The 19,034-nt window shown below is 64.7% G+C and carries 11 protein-coding genes; 7 read left to right on the plus strand and 4 right to left on the minus strand.

Annotation, left to right across the window (positions count from 1 at the left end; all coding sequences use genetic code 11):
- Nucleotides 1–32 precede the first annotated feature (32 nt).
- Together NYR97_RS02135 and NYR97_RS02140 are read right to left on the minus strand one after the other, a co-directional pair.
- The gene (locus NYR97_RS02135; RefSeq protein ID WP_425613028.1) at nt 33–716 is read right to left on the minus strand and encodes a hypothetical protein; all 684 of its coding nucleotides are present in this window, start codon (nt 714–716) and stop codon (nt 33–35) included.
- A gap of 32 nt (nt 717–748) precedes the next feature.
- Nucleotides 749–1,060, minus strand: a complete 312-nt coding sequence (locus tag NYR97_RS02140) for an FmdB family zinc ribbon protein (protein ID WP_316696429.1) — start codon at nt 1,058–1,060, stop codon at nt 749–751.
- A gap of 457 nt (nt 1,061–1,517) precedes the next feature.
- On the opposite strand from NYR97_RS02140, the gene NYR97_RS02145 reads away from it, so the two are divergent.
- From NYR97_RS02145 to NYR97_RS02155, 3 genes are all read left to right on the plus strand, one after another.
- On the plus strand, nt 1,518–2,762 hold the full coding sequence (locus NYR97_RS02145; RefSeq protein ID WP_316696431.1) for an MFS transporter: 1,245 nt from the start codon (nt 1,518–1,520) through the stop codon (nt 2,760–2,762).
- A 682-nt stretch (nt 2,763–3,444) separates the two neighbouring features.
- Nucleotides 3,445–5,856 carry a TonB-dependent receptor domain-containing protein gene (locus tag NYR97_RS02150; protein WP_316696432.1) on the plus strand — a complete coding sequence of 804 codons (2,412 nt, stop codon included), beginning with the start codon at nt 3,445–3,447 and terminating at the stop codon, nt 5,854–5,856.
- A gap of 230 nt (nt 5,857–6,086) precedes the next feature.
- On the plus strand, nt 6,087–8,234 hold the full coding sequence (locus tag NYR97_RS02155) for a phosphocholine-specific phospholipase C (RefSeq protein WP_316696433.1): 2,148 nt from the start codon (nt 6,087–6,089) through the stop codon (nt 8,232–8,234).
- A gap of 799 nt (nt 8,235–9,033) precedes the next feature.
- Here the strand turns inward: NYR97_RS02155 and bla are convergent.
- Nucleotides 9,034–9,939: a class A beta-lactamase gene (gene bla, locus NYR97_RS02165; RefSeq protein WP_316696435.1), complete on the minus strand. Its 906-nt coding sequence runs from the start codon at nt 9,937–9,939 to the stop codon at nt 9,034–9,036.
- A gap of 100 nt (nt 9,940–10,039) precedes the next feature.
- Here bla and ampR point away from each other — a divergent pair, with 100 nt between their 5' ends.
- Nucleotides 10,040–10,912, plus strand: a complete 873-nt coding sequence (gene ampR / locus NYR97_RS02170; protein ID WP_316696437.1) for a LysR family transcriptional regulator AmpR — start codon at nt 10,040–10,042, stop codon at nt 10,910–10,912.
- 245 nt (nt 10,913–11,157) lie between these two features.
- Here the strand turns inward: ampR and NYR97_RS02175 are convergent, their stop codons facing one another.
- Complete coding sequence (locus NYR97_RS02175) at nt 11,158–13,074, minus strand: ABC-F family ATP-binding cassette domain-containing protein (protein ID WP_316696440.1); 1,917 nt, start codon at nt 13,072–13,074, stop codon at nt 11,158–11,160.
- Between the two features lie 184 nt (nt 13,075–13,258).
- On the opposite strand from NYR97_RS02175, the gene NYR97_RS02180 reads away from it, so the two are divergent.
- From NYR97_RS02180 to NYR97_RS02190, 3 genes are all read left to right on the plus strand, one after another.
- Nucleotides 13,259–15,655 carry a TonB-dependent receptor plug domain-containing protein gene (locus tag NYR97_RS02180; RefSeq protein WP_316696443.1) on the plus strand — a complete coding sequence of 799 codons (2,397 nt, stop codon included), beginning with the start codon at nt 13,259–13,261 and terminating at the stop codon, nt 15,653–15,655.
- Between the two features lie 234 nt (nt 15,656–15,889).
- Nucleotides 15,890–16,315: a VOC family protein gene (locus NYR97_RS02185; protein ID WP_205394035.1), complete on the plus strand. Its 426-nt coding sequence runs from the start codon at nt 15,890–15,892 to the stop codon at nt 16,313–16,315.
- Nucleotides 16,316–16,589: 274 nt separating this feature from the next.
- Nucleotides 16,590–18,977, plus strand: coding sequence for a TonB-dependent receptor plug domain-containing protein (locus NYR97_RS02190; protein ID WP_205394034.1), 2,388 nt, complete (start codon nt 16,590–16,592; stop codon nt 18,975–18,977).
- Nucleotides 18,978–19,034: the final 57 nt, after the last annotated feature.

Raw genomic sequence — 19,034 nt, forward strand, 5'->3', positions numbered from 1 at the left:
GACGATGCCGACTGCCCGGCCAATCGACCGGCTCAACTTCCCCAAGGCGCGGGCGGCAAAGCAACCGGCTGGGCGAGATCGAATTCGACCCGGAACATCCGCCCGCCTGGGCGACTCAGTTCGTAGACGACGCTGCGGCCGGGCTGGATTTCCATCGCCCAGGTATTACTCAGCGAAGCGGTCGAGCCAAGGCGTTTGAATAGCGCGATGGAGTCGGCATCGACCGGGAATTCCTGTCGGTTCGCGCTGCCTGCATCGATGGTAGCGCCGCCGTATTGGGTCAATGCGTCCGCGCTGCCGTCGGCATGGCGATGATCGTGCTTGAGGCGCAGGCCGTTCCCGGTGCGCGTCAGTACCCAGGTGCGCGAGTGGTCGTCGCCCACGTGAAACGGCACGCGCAGTTCGCGTGCAGGGTCGTCGCAGCCGCGCACATGCATCAGCAGCGGCTTGCCGGCAAAGGCGCTCGGTGCGGTGGATGCGGGCGTGTCGACAAGCACGCGGCCAGCGAAGGCCTGACCGCAGTGCACGGCGAGCGCGGCCAGGAAGCGGTCGGCGGACACGGCGCTCATCGGTGTGGGCGACGTGGCAGACGTGGACTTGGACCTGGAAGAAGTGGCGCATCCGCTCACGGCGGCGACCAGCATCAGCAACGTCAGCCCAGGAGCGATCAACGAAACAAGGCGAGCAGGCCGCTTGATCACTGCGCCAAGCTTCATGCCGCTCTCCGGCCTGCGCGCCCGGCCGTGGATCATGCCGGATCGGCTGGCTTGGACGCGGGCTTGGACGCGGGCTTGGCAGCGGGTTTGCTCTCGGCGGCTGCGGCCGGCTTGGCCTCGCCACCGCTGCTGCTCTCGGTGAGGTTTTTCTTCTTCTCGCCCGCCGACTTGAAGTCGGTTTCGTACCAGCCGCTACCTGACAGGCGAAACGAGGGCGCGGTGATCTGGCGCTTGATCGTGGCCGCCGCGCAGGCCGGGCAGGTCTGCGGATCGGGGTCGGCCATCTTCTGCAGGCGGTCGAAGGCGTGACCGCAGGTAGTGCACTGGAAACCGTAGATGGGCATGGCAGGATCAGCTGATGACGATGCAGGGGCGCAGATTCTAGACGGATGCGGGCAAGCCGGTGCAGGGGGCTGTCTGGGCGCTGGCGCGTGGGGCCTTGTTGCAGGCAACAAGCATCGATCAATCGTCGCTTTGTCACACCTGCACGCTGACGCGCACGTTCAACGCCGCGGTTGCCGCCTGCAGATGCAAACGCCAACTGCACATACCGAAGTCTCTAGCAAACGTGACGAGTCGTTATCAGGTCAGCTGGATTGCGCGGAAGACAGCGTTCGTCCTGCAGCGCGCAGACAACCGGCACGTTGCGCCGACTTGACGACCACCAGCGACTGCCGAGAGCCGTAGAGATGAACCAATTGAATCAGCCTGCACCACACGTTTCGATCAAGCCGCCACACAGCGGCCTGCTACACTCGAACACGTGATCGACGCGCCTTTTCCCCCACAAGAGCCGCATCCATGTTGCGACTGACCGCCTTATTGCTGGGCGTGGCCCTGTTGCTGACCGGCAGCGGGCTGCTCGGCACCTTGCTTGCCGTGCGCGGTAGTCAGGCCGGCTTCGATGTGCGTGCGCTGGGCCTGATCATGTCCGGGTATTTTGCCGGCTTCTTTCTCGGCACCTTCTTCGCGCCGCCGCTGATTCGTCGCATCGGGCATATCCGTGCGTTTGCTTTTTATGCGGCATTGGCCGCCATTGCAGTGCTGCTGCATCCGATCTGGTTGAACGCGTGGGGCTGGGGATTGCTGCGATTGGTCACCGGCGCGGCCCTGGTCGGCCTGTACACGGTGATCGAAAGCTGGCTCAACGCCGAGCCGGATGCGCGCCGACGCAGCCGGGTGTTTTCGGTGTACATGGCGATCAATCTTTCTGCACTGGCGCTGGGTCAGATCCTGCTCACCGCCGGCGATGCAAGTGCGCCGGCGATGTTCACGCTGACGGCGATCCTGATCTGCGCGGCGGTGATGCCGGTGATGACCACACGATTGATTCCGCCCGAGGTGCCGCACGTGTCGCGTTTGCGCCTGAAAACGCTATACGCGTTGGCGCCGGTGGCGACCATCGGCGCGGGGTTGTCGGGCCTGGCGATGGGGGCGTTCTGGGGCTTGTTGCCGGTGTACGCCAACCGCATCGGGCTGGATGCCGATGGCGTGGCGATATTCATGCTCACCGCGATCATCGGCGGGGCGGTGTTGCAGTGGCCGATCGGGCGCATCAGCGATGGCCATGACCGGCGCATCGGCCTGGTCACGGTCAGTGTGCTGGCGGCCGGCATTGCGATTGCCGCCGCGGTGCCGATGGTGCAGTCGCAGACCACCATGCTGTTCATGCTGTTCTTCGTGTATGGCGGGCTGGCATTCTCGCTGTATCCGTTTGCGGTGGCGCATATGCTCGATTACCTGCCGCGCGAAGATCTGCTCTCCGGCTGCAGCAGTTTGTTGCTGGTGCATGGCGTGGGCGCGGCGATCGGCCCGGCCCTGGCCGGTGGCGCGATGCAGAAATTCGGCCCGGCAGCACTGCCGGTGTACTTCGCTGTGATGCTGCTGGCACTGGCCGGCTTCACGCTGGCGCGCCTGCTGCGCTTCACGCGCCGCCGCACCCATCCGATCTCCTTCCGCCCGATGCTGCGTACGACGCCGTCGGCACTGGAATTGATGCCTGAAACGCAGCAGACCGAAGCGGCGCCTCACACCCAAAATGGCTGACAGAACTGATCCGCCTTGGTCTATTGCAGAGCGGATGATCAGGGAATTTGCTGCGGGGGCTGATCTGCGGCTTGGCTGCAGGGCCCTTGCCCGCTCACCGTCGCGGGACACGCCGCAAGTACGTCCGTGTAGGCTCTTACGCGGCATCCATGCCGCGTAAGGTCCCGCGACGGTGGGCGGGCAAGGGCCGGTCGAGATGGTCGGTGTGCATGGTGCAAGCAGTGCATCGCGTGCTTCTAGCTCGCTAGCTCACACGCAGTTATGCGATCAGCATTGGCAAACCAAGGCAACTCGCGAGAAGGCCAGCCTTTTTAACCAGCTACCGACCAACTCTCTGGTGCGGTGTCCTCGCCGATTGCGGGACCGTGTGGCGGCATGGATGCCGCCACCGAGCCTACATGGACGTACTTGCGGCGTGTCCCGCGAGCGGCGAGGGCACCGCGCGCTCGACCAATCAGGCTTTTGACTGCAGCTAATGAATGACTCTGCGACTCAGATCTCGGCGGTCTTGCAAACAACGCGGCCTTGAAAAAATACCCAGACAACACCTACTCCTAGTCGTCCTGGCGGTGAGGCTACTCACCTGCACTTGGTGATCGCGGCCCCACCTGTAGCGCGGTCATCATCACGCAACGCAAGTGCGGGAGTCTTTGCAGACTCCCTCCCCGCTTGTTGGATTGCAATGGATTCGACGTCTTCATCGCGCATGCGCCATCCGGTCACGCTCGCGTTGCTGCTGGTTCCGCTCACCCTGCCCGCCTACGCCCAGCAGGTCCCGGATGGCGCAGCGTCCGGACCGGCCGCGGCCGAACCGAACAACACTGGCGAACAGGTGTCCATGCTGGATCAGGTGCAGGTGGTCGGCCAGGCGATGACGTATTCCAAGACCAATGTCAGCAAGGAAATGCTGGACCGCCAGTTCGTGCTCGGCAGCGTCAACGATGCGCTCAACGAACTGCCTGGCGTGGTCGTGACCGAGGCCGATGCGTTCGGCTCGTCGGACTGGGGCACGCAGATCAGCATGCGCGGCTTTGTCAGCAATCGCGATACGCAACAGATCGGCACCACGATCGACGGCGTGCCCAACGGCGGCTCGGCGTATGGCGGCGGCTCCAAGGCCAACCGCTTCATCGACATGCCGGATCTGGAAACGGTGGAGGTCAGCCAGGGCACCGCCGACATCGCCTCGCGCTCCAACGAAGCGCTGGGCGGCACCTTGAATTACCTCACCGGCGAGCCGCTGGAAACACAGCGCGTGCGCGTGATCGGCGGCATCGGCGACAACCAGGGGCGCAAGTATTACGCGCGCTACGACACCGGCGTGCTCGGCGGCAACACGCGCGCCTGGGTCAGCGGCTCGTCCGCGCGCAACGACGACTGGATCGATGGCAGCGGCCACACCAGCCGCGATCACCTGGCCGGCAAATTCGTCAGCAGCTTGGACAAGTGGACGCTCAGCGGCTATCTGTCGTACGACGATGCCGACGAATCCGAATACACCAGCGTGACGCCCGAGCAGTTCGCGCGAGATCCCGAACACGATCTGTTGACCGGCACGCTCACCGGCATTCCGTATCTGGACCAGAACTATCGCTCCGGCTCGCGCGCCCTGCGCAAGAACACGTTCGGCTATCTGCGCGGCGCCTTCGATGGCGGCAACGGCTTCAAGACCACGCTCACCGGCTACGCGCATCGCATGCAGGGCCGTGGCGACTGGATTCCGCCGTATCTGGTGGATGTCACCAACGACGGTGCGGGCGCGCCGGAATCCGAAGCGCGGGGCGGCAACACCGTGTATGCCGGCAGCGACCTGGGCAAGCTGTATTACCTCACTCCGGGCGGCGCAGCCGCGACGATGCTGGCCGGTTGCGCCGGCAGCGATGCGGTACCGGCCGAATCCAACCCGGCCTGCTATCCCGCAGGCTCGGTGCCGGTGCAGTCGTATCGCCACAGCCACTACGACAACCACCGTGCCGGCGCGATGGCCGATGTGGAGTGGCGCCACGACCTGGGCGCCATCGACAATACCGTGCGCGCCGGTGCGTGGCTGGAACGTTACGACCGCAGCGTCACCCGCGACTGGCATCGCCTGCTCAATGTGGGCACCAATATCAGCTTCGATCATCAGCCGTACTGGGTGCAGTTCAAGGACGACTACCAGACCGACGAGCAGATGTATTACGTGGAAGATGTGATGCGCTATGGCGCGTTCGCGTGGCGGGTGGGCGTCAAGCAGTTCTTCGTCGACCAGACCCGCGACCGCCGCATCGGCGATGCGCAGCATGTTGAATCGGATTCGCACTCCGACCCGCTGCTGTCGGCCGGCCTGACCTGGACCACCCCGGTGCAAGGGTTGGAAGCGTTTGCCGGTTACTCGCAGAATTTCGCCGCGATTCCGTCCGGTGTGCTCGGCGAAACCGACCCGGTCGTGCTGAGCCGCGTGCAACCGGAAACCGCAGACAACGTCGAGCTCGGCCTGCGCATCAGCCGCTGGCCGTTGACCGGCAGCGTGACGCTGTACGACATCCGTTTCGATAACCGCATCGTGTATGTGCCGGCCAACTTCGTCACCGGCATCGACTATCTCGGCGAAACCGATGGCGTGTACGAAAACTTCGGCGGCGTGCATGCGCGCGGTGTAGAGGCAGCGCTGGGCTATGGCTGGGACAACGGCTGGCGCATCAACGGTGCCTACACCTACAACAAGGCCGACTACCTGGGCAGCGGCGATGCCGCGCGCGATGCTGCGCTGGAGATCACGCCCGGCGCGCAGGTGATCGGCCAGCCGCGCAACACCTTGGTCCTGTCGGCAGATTGGCGCGGGCAGGCGTGGCGTTTCGGTGTATCCGGGCGTTATCTGGGCAAGCGCTATCTGGATGCCTCCAATCGCGCCGCACTCGATGGCGTGACCACCTTCGATGCGAACCTGGGGGTGGAACTGTCGCAACTGACGTCGCAGCTGCAGGGCCTGCAACTGGCGCTCAATGTCAGCAACCTCACCGACAAGCGTTATCTGGAAGGTGTGGACGGCAGCGACAGCGCGTTTATCGGCGCACCGCGTACGGTTGGTTTGACGTTGACGCTGGATCTCTAACTTAGCAGCACATGGCCGACGGCCTGCGGGGATAGGATTTCCAACGTGCGGGAGCGGATCGAGTGAAAGGCACGCCACTCGATCCGCTCCCCCGCATCCGTTCTTCCGCATGTGCAAATTGGCGTGATCGGCGGTTTTGCAAGCACGCAAGAGAACACACGCGCTGACGAGTTCGGTACGCTCGACCCGCCCCAGCGCAGACAGGATTGGAGTTCAAACCAGGTGACACGATGATCGATCTTCCCCGCCGCCGCGTGTTGCAGACCGGACTCGCCGGTGCCGCCGCCGCGCTGTTGCCACCCAGCATCGCGCGCGCCGCGGCCATCGCGCCGGACCGTCGCAGCGGCACGTTGGAAGACCTGCAGCATGTGGTGATCCTGATGCAGGAAAACCGCGCCTTCGATCATTACTTCGGCACGCTGCCCGGCGTGCGCGGGTTCGGCGACCGTTTTCCGATTCCTGCGCCGCCACTGCCGGGTGCGCCTGCACGCACGGTGTGGCTGCAGCCCAGCGAAGACGGTGGCCAGTGGCTGACGCCGTTTGCGCTGGATACTGCGGCGCAGTTCGGCTTCATGCGCGTGCAAGGCACTCCGCATAGCTGGGTGGATGCGCAACGCGCCTGGGACCACGGCCGGCTCGGCCATTGGGCCGCCGCCAAGCACAATCACGCGCTGGGTCATTACGTGCGCGCGGATATCCCGTTTCAATACGCGCTCGCCGACGCCTTCACCATCTGCGATGCGTACCACGCCTCGATCCAGACCGGCACCAACTCGAATCGCGTATTTTTGTGGAGCGGCGGCAATGACCCGCAAGCGCGCGCCGGTGGGCCGGTGATCGGTAACTCGCACGACAACTTCCCGGAGCTGGGTGGTTTCGCCGAGGCGTATCGCTGGACGACCTACGTCGAACATCTTCAGAAAGCGGGCGTGTCCTGGCAGATCTATCAGGACATGCGCGACAACTTCACCGACAACCCGCTGGCAGGCTTCGCGCCGTTTCGGCAGGCGTTCGGTGCTGCGCCGGGTCACGATGCGCAACTGCGCGCGCGTGGCGTGAGCACGCGCGATGTGGAGCAATTACGTGCCGATGTGCTTGGCGGGCAACTGCCGTCGGTGAGTTTCATCATTGCCGATGCGGCCGGCAGCGAACATCCGGATCCGTCCAGTCCTGCGCAAGGCGCGGCCTACACCGCACGCGTGCTGGATGCGCTGACTGCCGATCCGCAGGTATGGAGCCGCACCGCACTGCTGTTGATGTTCGACGAGAACGACGGCTTTTTCGATCACATGCCGCCGCCGGCGCCACCGTCGCTGGATCCGCGTGCTGCCGCCGGTTTTGCCGGTGCATCCAGCATTCCCATCGACGACGAGTACCATCGTCAGCCAGCACCCGGCGAGCAAAAAGTGGATCTACCGGAACTGCGTGGCCGCCCCTATGGCCTGGGCCCGCGTGTGCCGCTGTACGTGATCTCGCCGTGGAGCCGCGGCGGCTGGGTGGACTCGCAGGTGTACGACCACACCTCGGTATTGCGCCTGCTGGAACGTCGCTTCAGCGTGCCCGCACCGGAGATCACGCCATGGCGGCGTGCAGTCTGCGGCGATCTCACCAACGCATTCGATTTTAGTACCGCGGATGCGCGCCCGTTCATCGCTGCATTGCCCGATGTCAGCGCCACTGCAGCACGCGCGGCAGCGATGCGCGAGCACACGTTGCCGCCGCTGCCTGTTTCGTTGCAGGCGCCGCAGCAGCCATTCGGTGTACGGCGTTCGCGCGCAGTGCCGTATCGTCCGGCTGTGCAACTGACTTATGTGCAGGAGCGCGGCGACGTGGTGCTGCGCATGTCCAACAACGGTGCTGCGGTCGTGCTGCACGTCTACGACCGCTACGACCTGGCGGCGATTCCGCGTCGCTACACGCTCGGCAACGGCGCCACGTTGGAAGGCAGCTGGACCACCCACGATGGTCGCTACGATCTGTGGTTGCTCGGCCCCAATGGCTTCCATCGTCACTATCGCGGCGATCTGAGTGCAGCGCTACTGCTGGCCGATATCACGCAGGACGCCAACGATCCAGCCGCGTTGTCGCTCTTGCTGCACAATCCCGGCACCACCGCAGTGCAGGTGGCGTTGCAACCAGCGGCCTATGCGAATGCGCAGCCACGCGAGCAACTGACCGTGGCGCCGGGCAGCACCCAGCGACGCAGCTGGAAGGCCGCAGCGAGCTGCGGCTGGTACGACCTGTGGCTGAAGCAGGATGGTGCGCGTCAACGCCTGGCAGGTCGCGTCGAAACCGGCGCCGATAGCGTGAGCGATCCGGCGATGGGTGGGCCGGCGCAGTTGTATCAGACCGAATTGGCCGATGCGCCGGGATCTTGAGTGATCGATGCTGTGGCTTGACTGGATAGGCCGGATAGGCCGGACCGTCGATGTCGAGATCCTCCACTGCGGCCATGATCTCGTCGGCGCCTGTCGGCCGACAGGCTTTCGCGCACTTTGAGTATCGGTATCGCGCTTGATCAGGACTTAGAGCGGCTAACAAAACTACTTCACGCCACTCCACTGCAGGCCGGCTGATCTGCTGCCTGGCTGCAGGGCCCTTGCCCGCCCACCATCGCAGGACACGCCGCAAGTACGTCCATGTAGGCTCTTACGCGGCATCCATGCCGCGTAAGGTCCCGCGACGGTGGGCGGGCAAGGACCAGTCGAGATGGTCGTTATGCATGGTTTTAAACAAAGCAACCGATCAACTCTCTGGTGCGGTGTCCTCGCCGCTTGCGGGACCGTGTGGCGGCATGGATGCCGCCACCGAGCCTACATGGACGTACTTGCGGCGTGTCCCGCGAGCGGTGAGGGCACCGCGCATTCGACCCACTCAGCGTTTGATCTGAACTTTTGACTGCATCCAACGAGATGCGACCGACAAAACCACTGCACTCACTGACAGGCGCTCGCTAGGGTTTGTTAGCCGCTCTTAGTCACTGGCGTTAGTCACTGGCGTCGAAAAAACGCCCGCCGCGCTGCGTGCAGACGTGGCCTCGACGCGGAGTGCTGCAACTGCAGTCCGCTGCAGACACTGCGTCGACCTCCAACAGCCGACCACGCTGGTTCGCAGCTTGCAGATCGGCGATTCGATCGCGCTGTGAAACGGGCCGCTCCAGAGTCCGCCGCACACGCATCAAGCAGACACGTAGCTCGCCACTGCCTGCGCCACTGCCTTTAACGCCGCATCGCGCGCATCGCTGTCGACGTTGGCGCCATTCAAGTACGTGGTGAGCAGCAGTGGCGCCCTGCCCTCCGGTGGCCAGATGATGGCGATGTCGTTGCGGGTGTCGGTGCCGTTGCTGCCGGTCTTGTCGCCGATCTTCCAGTCAGGCGTGAGCCCCGCACGCAGGCAATCGTCGCCGGTACGGTTGTCGATCATCCAGTCGGTCAGCTGCTTGCGTGAGGTGGGTTGCAGCGCGTCGCCGAGTAGCAGCGTGCGCAGCGTGGCAGCCATCGCTGCAGGCGTGGTGGTATCGCGTGGGTCGCCGGCGGCGAACCGATTCATCTCCGGCTCGTGACGGTCGCTGCGGGTCTGGGTATCGCCAGTCCCGCGCAGGAAAGCAGTCAGGCCTTGCGGATCGCCGACCAGCGGGAACAGCAGGTTGGCGGCCGGGTTGTCGCTGTAGATCATCGTGGCCCGGCACAGCTCGGCCACGCTGAGCGAACCGCCGACATGGCGCTCGGTCACCGGCGCATGCGACAGCATGTCCGAGGCACGGATCTTGACCTGTTGCGCCAGTGTCAGCTTGCCCTGGTCCACCCGCTGTAATACTGCCGCAGCCAATACAAATTTGAAGGTACTGCACATCGGAAAGCGCTCGTCTTCGCGCTGCCCGAAGTGCTTGCCGGTGGCGCTGTCGAGCAGGCCGATACCCAGGCGGCCACCGGTGCCACGTTCGATCTCCGCCCAGCGTGCCCGCAGCAGATCGCCCGTTGGCTCGTGCAATGTCGCCACCCGGGAGAGCGGCCATGCGGATTTGGACGCAGCAAGCAACACACTCGCACCGGTCACGGACAGGAACTGCCGTCGGTTCAACATGGGGCCACCTCATTGGGAGAGCCCGCAGTATCGACGCAGGCGAAGCAGCCGACCATCGCGATGTTTCGATCCCAGGCATGAATTGAACTAATCTCTGCGCATGCCTCGGCCCCGCCTCCCGCTCAATGCCCTGCGCGCTTTCGAGGCTGCTGCGCGTCATCAGAACCTGACCCGCGCGGCCGGCGAGCTATGCGTGAGCCAGGCCGCGCTGAGCCACCAGATCAAGGCACTGGAACAGCAGCTGGGCACCAGCCTGTTCCACCGGCTACCGCGCGGAGTGGCGCTCACCGACGAAGGCGCTGCGCTGGCGCCGGTGTTGGGCGAGGCCTTCGATCGCATCGCTGCCACCCTGGAGCGCTTTGCCGATGGCCGCTATCGCGAGGTGCTCAGCGTCGGCGTGGTCGGCACCTTCGCCACCGGTTGGTTGCTGCCGCGTGTGGATGCCTTTCATGCGGCGCATCCGGAGATCGAGCTGCGTCTGTCGACCCACAACAACCGTGTCGATCTGGCCGGCGAAGGGCTGGATCTGGCAATCCGTTTCGGCGATGGCGACTGGCACGGGCAGATCGCCCATGCGCTGATGGAGGCGCCGTTTGCACCGGTCTGCGCGCCGGCAATGGCGCGCGCGTTGCGCACGCCGGCCGATCTGGCACAGGTGCAGTTGCTGCGCTCGTATCGACTGGACGAGTGGCCGCAGTGGTTTCGCGCGGCAGGTGCAGCCGAAGTCGCAGCGCGCGGTGCGATGTTCGATTCGTCGCTGACATTGGCCAGCGCCGCGGCGGCCGGTGCCGGGGTGGCGTTGTTGCCGCTGCCGATGTTTCGACAGGATCTGGATGCAGGGCGGCTGGTGTGCCCGTTCCCGATCCAGATCGACGCCGGGCGCTATTGGCTGACGCGGCTACGCTCGCGGCCGGAGAGTGAGGCTGGGCGAAGGTTGCTTGCTTGGTTATTGGTGGAGCAAAAGCTGGGCTGAGGTTGTGCGTTCGAGTGAGGCCTGCATGCGTGTACTCAAACAGAGCCATCTCTATTGAGATGGCTGTCTTCCGCCGTACCCTCACCCCAACCCCTCTCCCGCAGGGGGAGGGGCTTTAGCCCCCTTCTTCCTGCGGGAGAAGGGGGCGCGCAGCGCCGGATGAGGGTGCGGGCGCGCAGCGCACTTCCATCACTTTCGAGCTCTATGCATCATCGATCAACACACACCATCACCTCGGCCCCACCCTACGCGCCCTCTATCAACTCCATCCACGCCGCCTCTGCCGCCGACAACAACTGCGCGGTGGCCTCGCGATCGCGACCCAGCACGGCCATCTTTTCGCTGTCGGGGTAGTTGGCCGGATTGGCCAGTTGCCGGTCCAGTTCCGCCAATGCCGCTTCCAGCTCGCCGACACGCTTTTCGGCGCTGGCCAGCTTGTGCGGGTTGACGACCTTCTTCGGCGGCAGCGGTTTGGTCGGTGGTGGCGGGGTCGGGGCGACCTCGGCCAGCTTCTGCTTGGTGCCTTGCGCGGCCGGGCGGCTGCGCAGCCAGGCGGCGTATTCGTCCAGGTCGCCGGCGAACGGTTCGACCACGCAGTCGGCCACGCGCCAGAAGCTGTCGCAGACCAGGCCGATCAGATGGCGGTCATGCGAGACCATCACGATGGCGCCTTCGAAGTCGCTCAGCGCTTCGGCCAGTGCCTCGCGCATTTCCAGGTCCAGATGGTTGGTCGGTTCGTCCAGCAGCAGCACGTTCGGCTGCTGCCAGGCGATCAAGGCCAACGCCAGACGCGCGCGCTCGCCGCCGGAGAAACCGTCCACCACTTCGAACGCGCGGTCGCCGGCGAAGTTCCATTTACCCAAGAAATCGCGGAACGCCTGATTGGCGCCATCCGGCGACAGCTCGCGGAAGTGGTCCATCGGCGACTGGCCTTCGTGCAACGACTCCACCGTGTGCTGGGCGAAGTAGCCGATGCGCAGATCCGGATGCGCGCTGCGTTCGCCAGACAACGGCTCCAACTCGCCCACCAAGGTCTTGACCAGCGTGGATTTACCCGCGCCATTGGGCCCCAACAACCCAATCCGGTCGCCCGCTTCCAACCCAAACCCGACATCGTGCAACACGGTAATCGCATCGCTGGACCCACGCTTTTGCGATTCCCCATTCCCGACTCCCGATTCCCGCGGCGCAGCCGCATACCCGCAAGCCGCATGATTCAACCGGATCAGCGAAAACGGCAGCCGATTCGGCTGTGCGAATTCGATGCGGAATTCGCGCTCGGCGCGCACCGCTTCGGTACCGGCCATCTTGGCCAGCCGCTTCATGCGGCTCTGCGCCTGGCTGGCCTTGCTGGCCTGCGCCTTGAAGCGGTCGATGAAGCTCTGCAGATGCGCGCGCTCGGCCTGGCCCTTTTCGTGCGCGATCTGCTGCTGGCGCAGGTGTTCGATGCGCTGGCGTTCGAAATCGGTATAGCCGCCGACATACAGCTTGGCGGTGCCGCCGTGCAGATGCAGCGTGTGGGTGGCCACGTTGTCGAGAAACTCGCGGTCATGCGAAATCAGCAGCAAGGTGCCCGGGTACTTGAGCAACCACTGCTCCAGCCACAGCACTGCGTCCATGTCCAGGTGGTTGGTCGGTTCGTCGAGCAGCAACAGGTCGCTGGGCATCATCAGCGCGCGCGCCAGATTCAGGCGCACGCGCCAGCCGCCGGAGAACGAGGACACCGCACGGTGATGGGTCTCGGCCGGGAAGCCCAGGCCGTGCAGCAGCTTGCCGGCACGCGCTTCGGCGTCGTAGGCGCCAAGCTCTGCCATCTTCTGGTGCGCGTTGGCGACCGCTTCCCAGTCCTCGCGCGCGGTGGCCGCCGCCTCTTCCTGCAGGATGGCCGACACCTCGATGTCGCCACCGAGCACGAACGACAGCGCCGGATCGGGCAGCGAGGGGGTTTCCTGCGAGACGCTGGCGGTGCGCACCTTGCCGGGCAGGTCGACGTCGCCCTTGTCCGCTTCCAGTTCGCCCTTCACTGCGGCGAACAGGCTCGACTTGCCGGTGCCATTACGGCCCACCACACCGACGCGGTAGCCGGCATGCATGGTCAGGTCGACGTTGGACAACAGCAGACGCTCGCCGCGTCGCATGGAGAAGTTGCGCAGGGAAATCATTGATGGACAGTCCGATAGAACGAAAAGGAATGAGCAGATGAGCAGCATTCCTGCGACGCCATTCTAGCGTTAACGAATAATTAGCGCCTTCAGGCTGGACGCCGGCTTCATTCGCGATTGGCTTTTTGCGCCCAGACCCTGCCCAGTCTTGCTGGTCCTGCTTGGACCCTCGTTCGGAGTTGTCATGAATTACCCGTTGTCCACGCTCGCAGCCGCCGTCGTTGCGGCGCTGCTCGCCTCCCCCGCCCTCGCCCAGACCACCGCGCAGGCCACTGTCCCAGCTGATGCGCCCGCGAATACGCTCGATACGGTCATCGTCACCGGCACCCGAGTGTCCGACCGGACCGTGGCCGAGTCGCAGTCGCCGATCGACATCATCAGCGCAGAGTCGTTGCAGGCCACCGGCACCTCCGAGCTGGCCACCGCGCTGGCGCGTGCGCTGCCCTCGCTGAACTTCCCGCGCCCGGCGCTGAGCGACGGCACCAGCGCGATCCGCCCGGCGCAGTTGCGCGGCCTGTCGCCGGACCAAGTGCTGGTGCTGGTCAACGGCAAGCGCCGCCACACTTCCTCGCTGCTCAACCTCAACGGCACCATCGGCCGTGGCGCGGCAGCGGTGGATTTGAACACCATTCCGGTGGCGGCGATCGCGCGGGTGGAAGTGCTGCGTGACGGCGCCTCGGCGCAATACGGCTCCGATGCCATCGCCGGGGTGATCAACATCGTGCTCAAAGGCGCGGAAAAGGGCGGCAGCCTGCAGGCCGGTTTCGGCCAGTACTCGGCCGGCGACGGCAGCAACTACGAACTGTCCGGCGACACCGGCGTGGCATACGGCAACGAGCGTGGCTGGCTGCATGTGGCCGCCCAGCTCAATCAGCAGGACCCCACCGACCGTGCGCGCGCTTACGCCGGCGCCCCCAGCGCCTCGCAACCGGCCGTGGGCCAGAAGGCGTTCAAGATCGGCGACCCCGACGTCAACGCGCAGGCGGTGTCGGCCAATACCGAGTTCGCCTTCAGCGACAGCATCACCGGCTACGCCTTCGCCACCGCCAGCAACCGCGACATCACCTCGTTCGCGTTCTTCCGCGCGCCGGGCAGCAGCCAGAACATCCTGTCGGTCTATCCGCAGGGCTTCCTGCCGGAGATCCAGACCTACGCCAAGGACCGCTCGCTGGTGGCCGGCGTGCGCGGGTCCACGGCCAGCGGCTGGGACTGGGATGCCAGCTACAACTACGGCTACAACAAGATCGATTTCCACACCCGCAACACGCTCAACGTGAGCCTGGGCCCGACCTCGCCGACGTCTTTCTACGATGGTGCGCTGGAGACCACGCAGAACATCGTCAACCTGGACGTCAAGCGCGGTTTCGACTGGGGCTTGGCCTATCCGGTGACGGTGGCCTTCGGTGTCGAATACCGCAACGAGAAGTGGAATCAGTCGCCGGGCGAAGTGGGCTCGTATTTCCAGGCCGGCACGCTGGCCGGTGGCGCGCAGGGTTTTGGCGGATTTGCGCCGAGCGTATCGGGGCAGTATTCGCGTGACAGCTACGCGCTGTATGCGGATCTGGAAGCCGATTTCACCGACAAGTTCTCCGCCGGCCTGGCTGGGCGCTACGAGGACTTCAACGATTTCGGCAGCCAGGCCTCGGGCAAGTTGTCGGGGCGCTATGCCTTCACCGACAGGATCGCGTTGCGCGGCACGGTGTCTTCCGGCTTCCGTGCGCCGTCTCTGGCGCAGCAGTATTTCCAGTCCACCAGCACCACCTTCCTGGCCGGCAATCCGAACCCGTTCGAGATCCGCACCTTCCCCGCCGACAGCACCGTGGCGCGTGCGCTGGGGTCTGAGCCGCTGGATGCGGAAACCTCGCTGTCCTACAGCCTGGGCCTGGTGCTGCAGCCGACCGATGCGCTCTACCTTACCGTGGATGCGTACCAGATCGATGTGGACGACCGCATCGTGCTGTCGTCCAACCTCACCGGCACTGGCGTGCGTAACCTGCTCGAAGCGCAGGGCATCTTCGGCATCAACGGTGGGCGCTACTTCACCAACGCGGTGGACACGCGCACGCGCGGTGTGGACGTGGTCGGCAGCTACCGCTGGCAGCTGGCTGCCAGCAGCGTGGACCTGACCGCCGGCTACAACTATTCGGAGACCGAGGTGCGCAGCGTGGCCGCCAATCCGGCCGCGTTGTCGGCCAACGGGCTGAGCCTGGAGCGCATCGACCGCACCGAACGTGGGCGCATCGAAGAAGGCTTCCCGCGCGACAAGTTCCTAGTCAACGGCAGCTGGAACCTGGAGCACTGGACGCTGGCACTGGGTGCCACGCGCTATGGCAAATACAGCACACGCCCGGCCGCGGCGATCAACGACCAGACCTTCGGTGCCAAGTGGGTGGTGGATGCCTCGGCCAGCTACAAGATCGATCGCTGGACGCTGACCCTGGGTGCGGACAACCTGCTGGACGAATACCCGGACGAGAACAACTTCGCCAATTCCACCAGCGGGCAGTTTCCGTACAGCAACCTGTCGCCGTTCGGTTTCAATGGCGCCTATGTGTACGGCCGCATCAACTATCGCTGGTAACGCGGTGATCCAAGCTGCTGCCGTGTTGCCACGCGTTTATTGCTGACGCACGCCGCACGATTGCATCCTGACGCCTGACCACACGCCCCGGCTTGCCGGGGCGTGTGCGTTTGTGCCCGTTGTGCTCGCAACTTTTTGATACAGCCATCCAGATGTGGGCATCGATGCGCCGTGAAGAGCTGCCGGCGGCCGCGGTGGTATCAACAGCGCTTCCACCCTGCCGGAGCACCCAACATGGACGCAGCGCAGCTCTCACGCGGCCGTCTGATCGATCACCTGCACCTGGTCGTCCACGACCTGGCGGCGAGCCGACGTTTCTACCAGGCCGTTCTCGATGTGCTGGGCATTCCGATCGGTGGCGAAGGCGAGGGATTCTTCTGGGCCGACGAGCTGTTCGTGTCCGATCGCCACACGGTGGCGCAAGGCGTACTCACCGGCCGCCACCATCTGGCCTTCCAGGCACACGATGTCGCCGTGGTGCATGCGTTCCATCAGGCCGCCCTCGCCCACGGCGGGCGCGACAACGGCGCGCCGGGCGTGCGCCCGTATCACCCGAGCTACTACGCCGCCTTCGTGCTCGACCCGGATGGCAACAACATCGAAGCGGTATTCCACGGTCCTGCGCAACGCAGTGCCGATGCGGTGCAGATCACGTTCTGATGCAGAAGTTTCATATCTGGTATCGATGTCCATGATGGTGCAAGCAAGCGGCTGATACCGCAGGTCTGGTGCAAACAACGCATCACTTTGGTGCACGATGACAACGATGGCATTAGCACGCCATGCATGACAATTACATACGCAACGTAACCAAAATTTGACATGTGGTTACACGTGGTTAATGGTTGGGAACGCACCGCAGCTGCCGCAACGGACGCGGCCCGGGAAGGGGGCCCCTGCGATGCATCCGTTCCCCACTCGGAGTTGTCACCGCATGAATTGCAAGACCAGTCCACTCGCAGTTGCCGTTGTTCTTGCACTGTCGTTTTCCGCTTCAAGCGCATCCGCGCAGTCACAGGCTCCCACTCAGAAAACACTCGATACCTTGATCGTGACCGGCACGCGCGTGGCCGATCGCACCGTGGCCGAATCGGCATCGCCGATCGACATCATCTCGCCACAGGCACTGGAATCGACCGGCACCACCGAGCTGGCTACCGCGCTGTCACGCGCGATCCCCTCGTTGAATTTCCCCCGCCCGGCCATCTCCGACGGCTCGGACGCAGTGCGCCCGGCGCAGCTGCGCGGCCTGTCGCCAGATCAGGTGCTGGTGCTGGTCAACGGCAAGCGCTACCACAGCACTGCGTTGATCAACCTCAACGACACCCAGGGCCGTGGTTCGTCGCCGGCCGACCTCAATACCATTCCGATCGCCGCGGTGGAGCGCATCGAAGTGCTGCGCGACGGCGCGTCGGCGCAGTACGGCTCCGACGCGATCGCCGGCGTGATCAACATCGTGCTCAAGGGCAGCGGCGAAGGCGGCAGCGTCAACGGTCGCTACGGCAAGTACAGCGCCGGCGACGGCGAGCAGTACCAACTGTCCGGCGATGCCGGCTTCAGCTTCGCCGGCACCGGCAAGGTGCATCTGGCCGCGCAGGCCGGGCATTCGGATCAGACCAACCGCGCGCTGCCGTTCCAGGGCCGCGTGGAGCAGCGTTATGGCGACCCGGACATCGACCAGGGCGCAGTGTCGTTCAATGGCGAATACAGCCCCACCGATTACCTCACCTTCTACTCGTTCGGCATGGTCAGCCGGCGCGAAGTGCTGTCCAACGGTTACTTCCGCTTTGCCGGCGACAACCGCAACCGCCCGGAAATCTATCCGGACGGCTTCCTGCCGCAGATCTACAACGTCAGCAAGGACGTGTCGTGGGTGGGCGGGTTGAAGACCTCCACCGAAGGCGGTTTGAACATCGATCTGAGCTACAACTACGGCCAGAACAATCTCACCTTCGATGTGCGCAACAGCTTGAACAACAGCCTGGGGCTGGCCAGCCCCACCGACTTCCACGCAGGCACCCTGGAAGTCACCCAGAACGTGCTCAATGCCGACTTCACCAAGACGCTCGATTGGGGCCTGGCCTACCCAGTCACGCTGGCCTTCGGTGCGGAATGGCGCGGCGAGAAGTTCAACCAATCGCCCGGCGATGCGGCGTCCTCGGCCAATGGCGGCATTCCGTCGGCGGCCGGTACGCTGATCCCGGGCGCACAGGTGTTTCCGGGCTTCAAGCTCTCCGATGCCGGTTACTACAACCGCAACAGCCACTCGGCCTACGTGGACCTGGAAGCGGATCTGACCGACAAATTCTCGGCCGGTCTGGCCGGGCGCTACGAGAAGTACAGCGACTTCGGCGACACCGCCACCGGCAAGCTGTCGTTGCGTTATGCGTTCACCGACAAGGTGGCCGTCCGCGCCACTGCCTCCACCGGTTTCCGCGCGCCGTCGTTGCAGCAGCAGAACTTCCAGTCGATCGCCACCCAGTTCCTCAACGTGGCCCAGCCCAACGGCACGGTCACCGCGATCCCGTTCGAGATCGGCACCTTCCGTACCGACAACCCGGCCGCCATTGCGCTCGGCGCCGAGCCGTTGAAGGCCGAGGAATCCAAGAACTACGGTCTTGGCGTGGTGCTGCAGCCGATCGAAAACCTGTACATCACGGTCGATGCGTATCGCATCGAGATCGATGACCGCATCGTGCTCTCGGAGAACCTCACCTCCGTTGCGGCGCGCAATTATCTGCAGGCCAATGGCTTCCCGGGCATCGGCGGCGGGCGCTACTTCACCAACGCGGTGGATACCAAGACCCAGGGCGTGGATGCGGTCGGCACCTATCGCTGGAACCTGGACGGCGGCAGCGCAGAGCTCACCTCCGGCTACAACTACAACAAGACCGACGTGGAACGGATCGCCGACAACCCGGCTGCGCTGGAAGCGATCGATCCGGGTGCGGTACGCATCGGCCGCGCCGAACTCGGCCGTATCACCGAAGGCACGCCGCGCGACAAGTTCTTCCTGGGCGGCACCTGGTCGCCGGGCAACTGGTCGTTCACCGGCACCGCCACGCGCTGGGGCGAGTTCAGCACCTTCGGCACCAACGCCGGCAGCGATCAGACCTATGCGGCGAAGTGGACGCTGGACCTGGCCGCTTCCTACAAGTTGAACGACTGGAACTTCACCATCGGCGGCGACAACGTGCTCAACGAGTATCCGGACCGCCAGGAAGCCGGCCTGGGCACACGGACCTACCTGCCCTACAGCAGTGCCTCGCCGTTCGGTTTCAACGGCGCGCTGGTGTACGCCAACGTGAGCTACAAGTGGTAAAGCGCTGCGCGCTGGTCGGCAACGGCCAGCGCTTGTCTTGCCTCGCAAAACGCACCA

This window comes from Xanthomonas hydrangeae (assembly GCF_032697525.1).
GTDB lineage: Bacteria > Pseudomonadota > Gammaproteobacteria > Xanthomonadales > Xanthomonadaceae > Xanthomonas > Xanthomonas hydrangeae.

Coding starts and splice junctions, on each gene's coding strand:
- ampR (WP_316696437.1), top strand. CDS start 10,040: ATGCCTCGGCCCCGCCTCCCGCTCAATGCCCTGCGCGCTTTCGAGGCT.
- NYR97_RS02140 (WP_316696429.1), bottom strand. CDS start 1,060: ATGCCCATCTACGGTTTCCAGTGCACTACCTGCGGTCACGCCTTCGAC.
- NYR97_RS02150 (WP_316696432.1), top strand. CDS start 3,445: ATGGATTCGACGTCTTCATCGCGCATGCGCCATCCGGTCACGCTCGCG.
- NYR97_RS02175 (WP_316696440.1), bottom strand. CDS start 13,074: ATGATTTCCCTGCGCAACTTCTCCATGCGACGCGGCGAGCGTCTGCTG.
- NYR97_RS02180 (WP_316696443.1), top strand. CDS start 13,259: ATGAATTACCCGTTGTCCACGCTCGCAGCCGCCGTCGTTGCGGCGCTG.
- NYR97_RS02145 (WP_316696431.1), top strand. CDS start 1,518: ATGTTGCGACTGACCGCCTTATTGCTGGGCGTGGCCCTGTTGCTGACC.
- NYR97_RS02155 (WP_316696433.1), top strand. CDS start 6,087: ATGATCGATCTTCCCCGCCGCCGCGTGTTGCAGACCGGACTCGCCGGT.
- NYR97_RS02135 (WP_425613028.1), bottom strand. CDS start 716: ATGAAGCTTGGCGCAGTGATCAAGCGGCCTGCTCGCCTTGTTTCGTTG.
- bla (WP_316696435.1), bottom strand. CDS start 9,939: ATGTTGAACCGACGGCAGTTCCTGTCCGTGACCGGTGCGAGTGTGTTG.
- NYR97_RS02190 (WP_205394034.1), top strand. CDS start 16,590: ATGAATTGCAAGACCAGTCCACTCGCAGTTGCCGTTGTTCTTGCACTG.
- NYR97_RS02185 (WP_205394035.1), top strand. CDS start 15,890: ATGGACGCAGCGCAGCTCTCACGCGGCCGTCTGATCGATCACCTGCAC.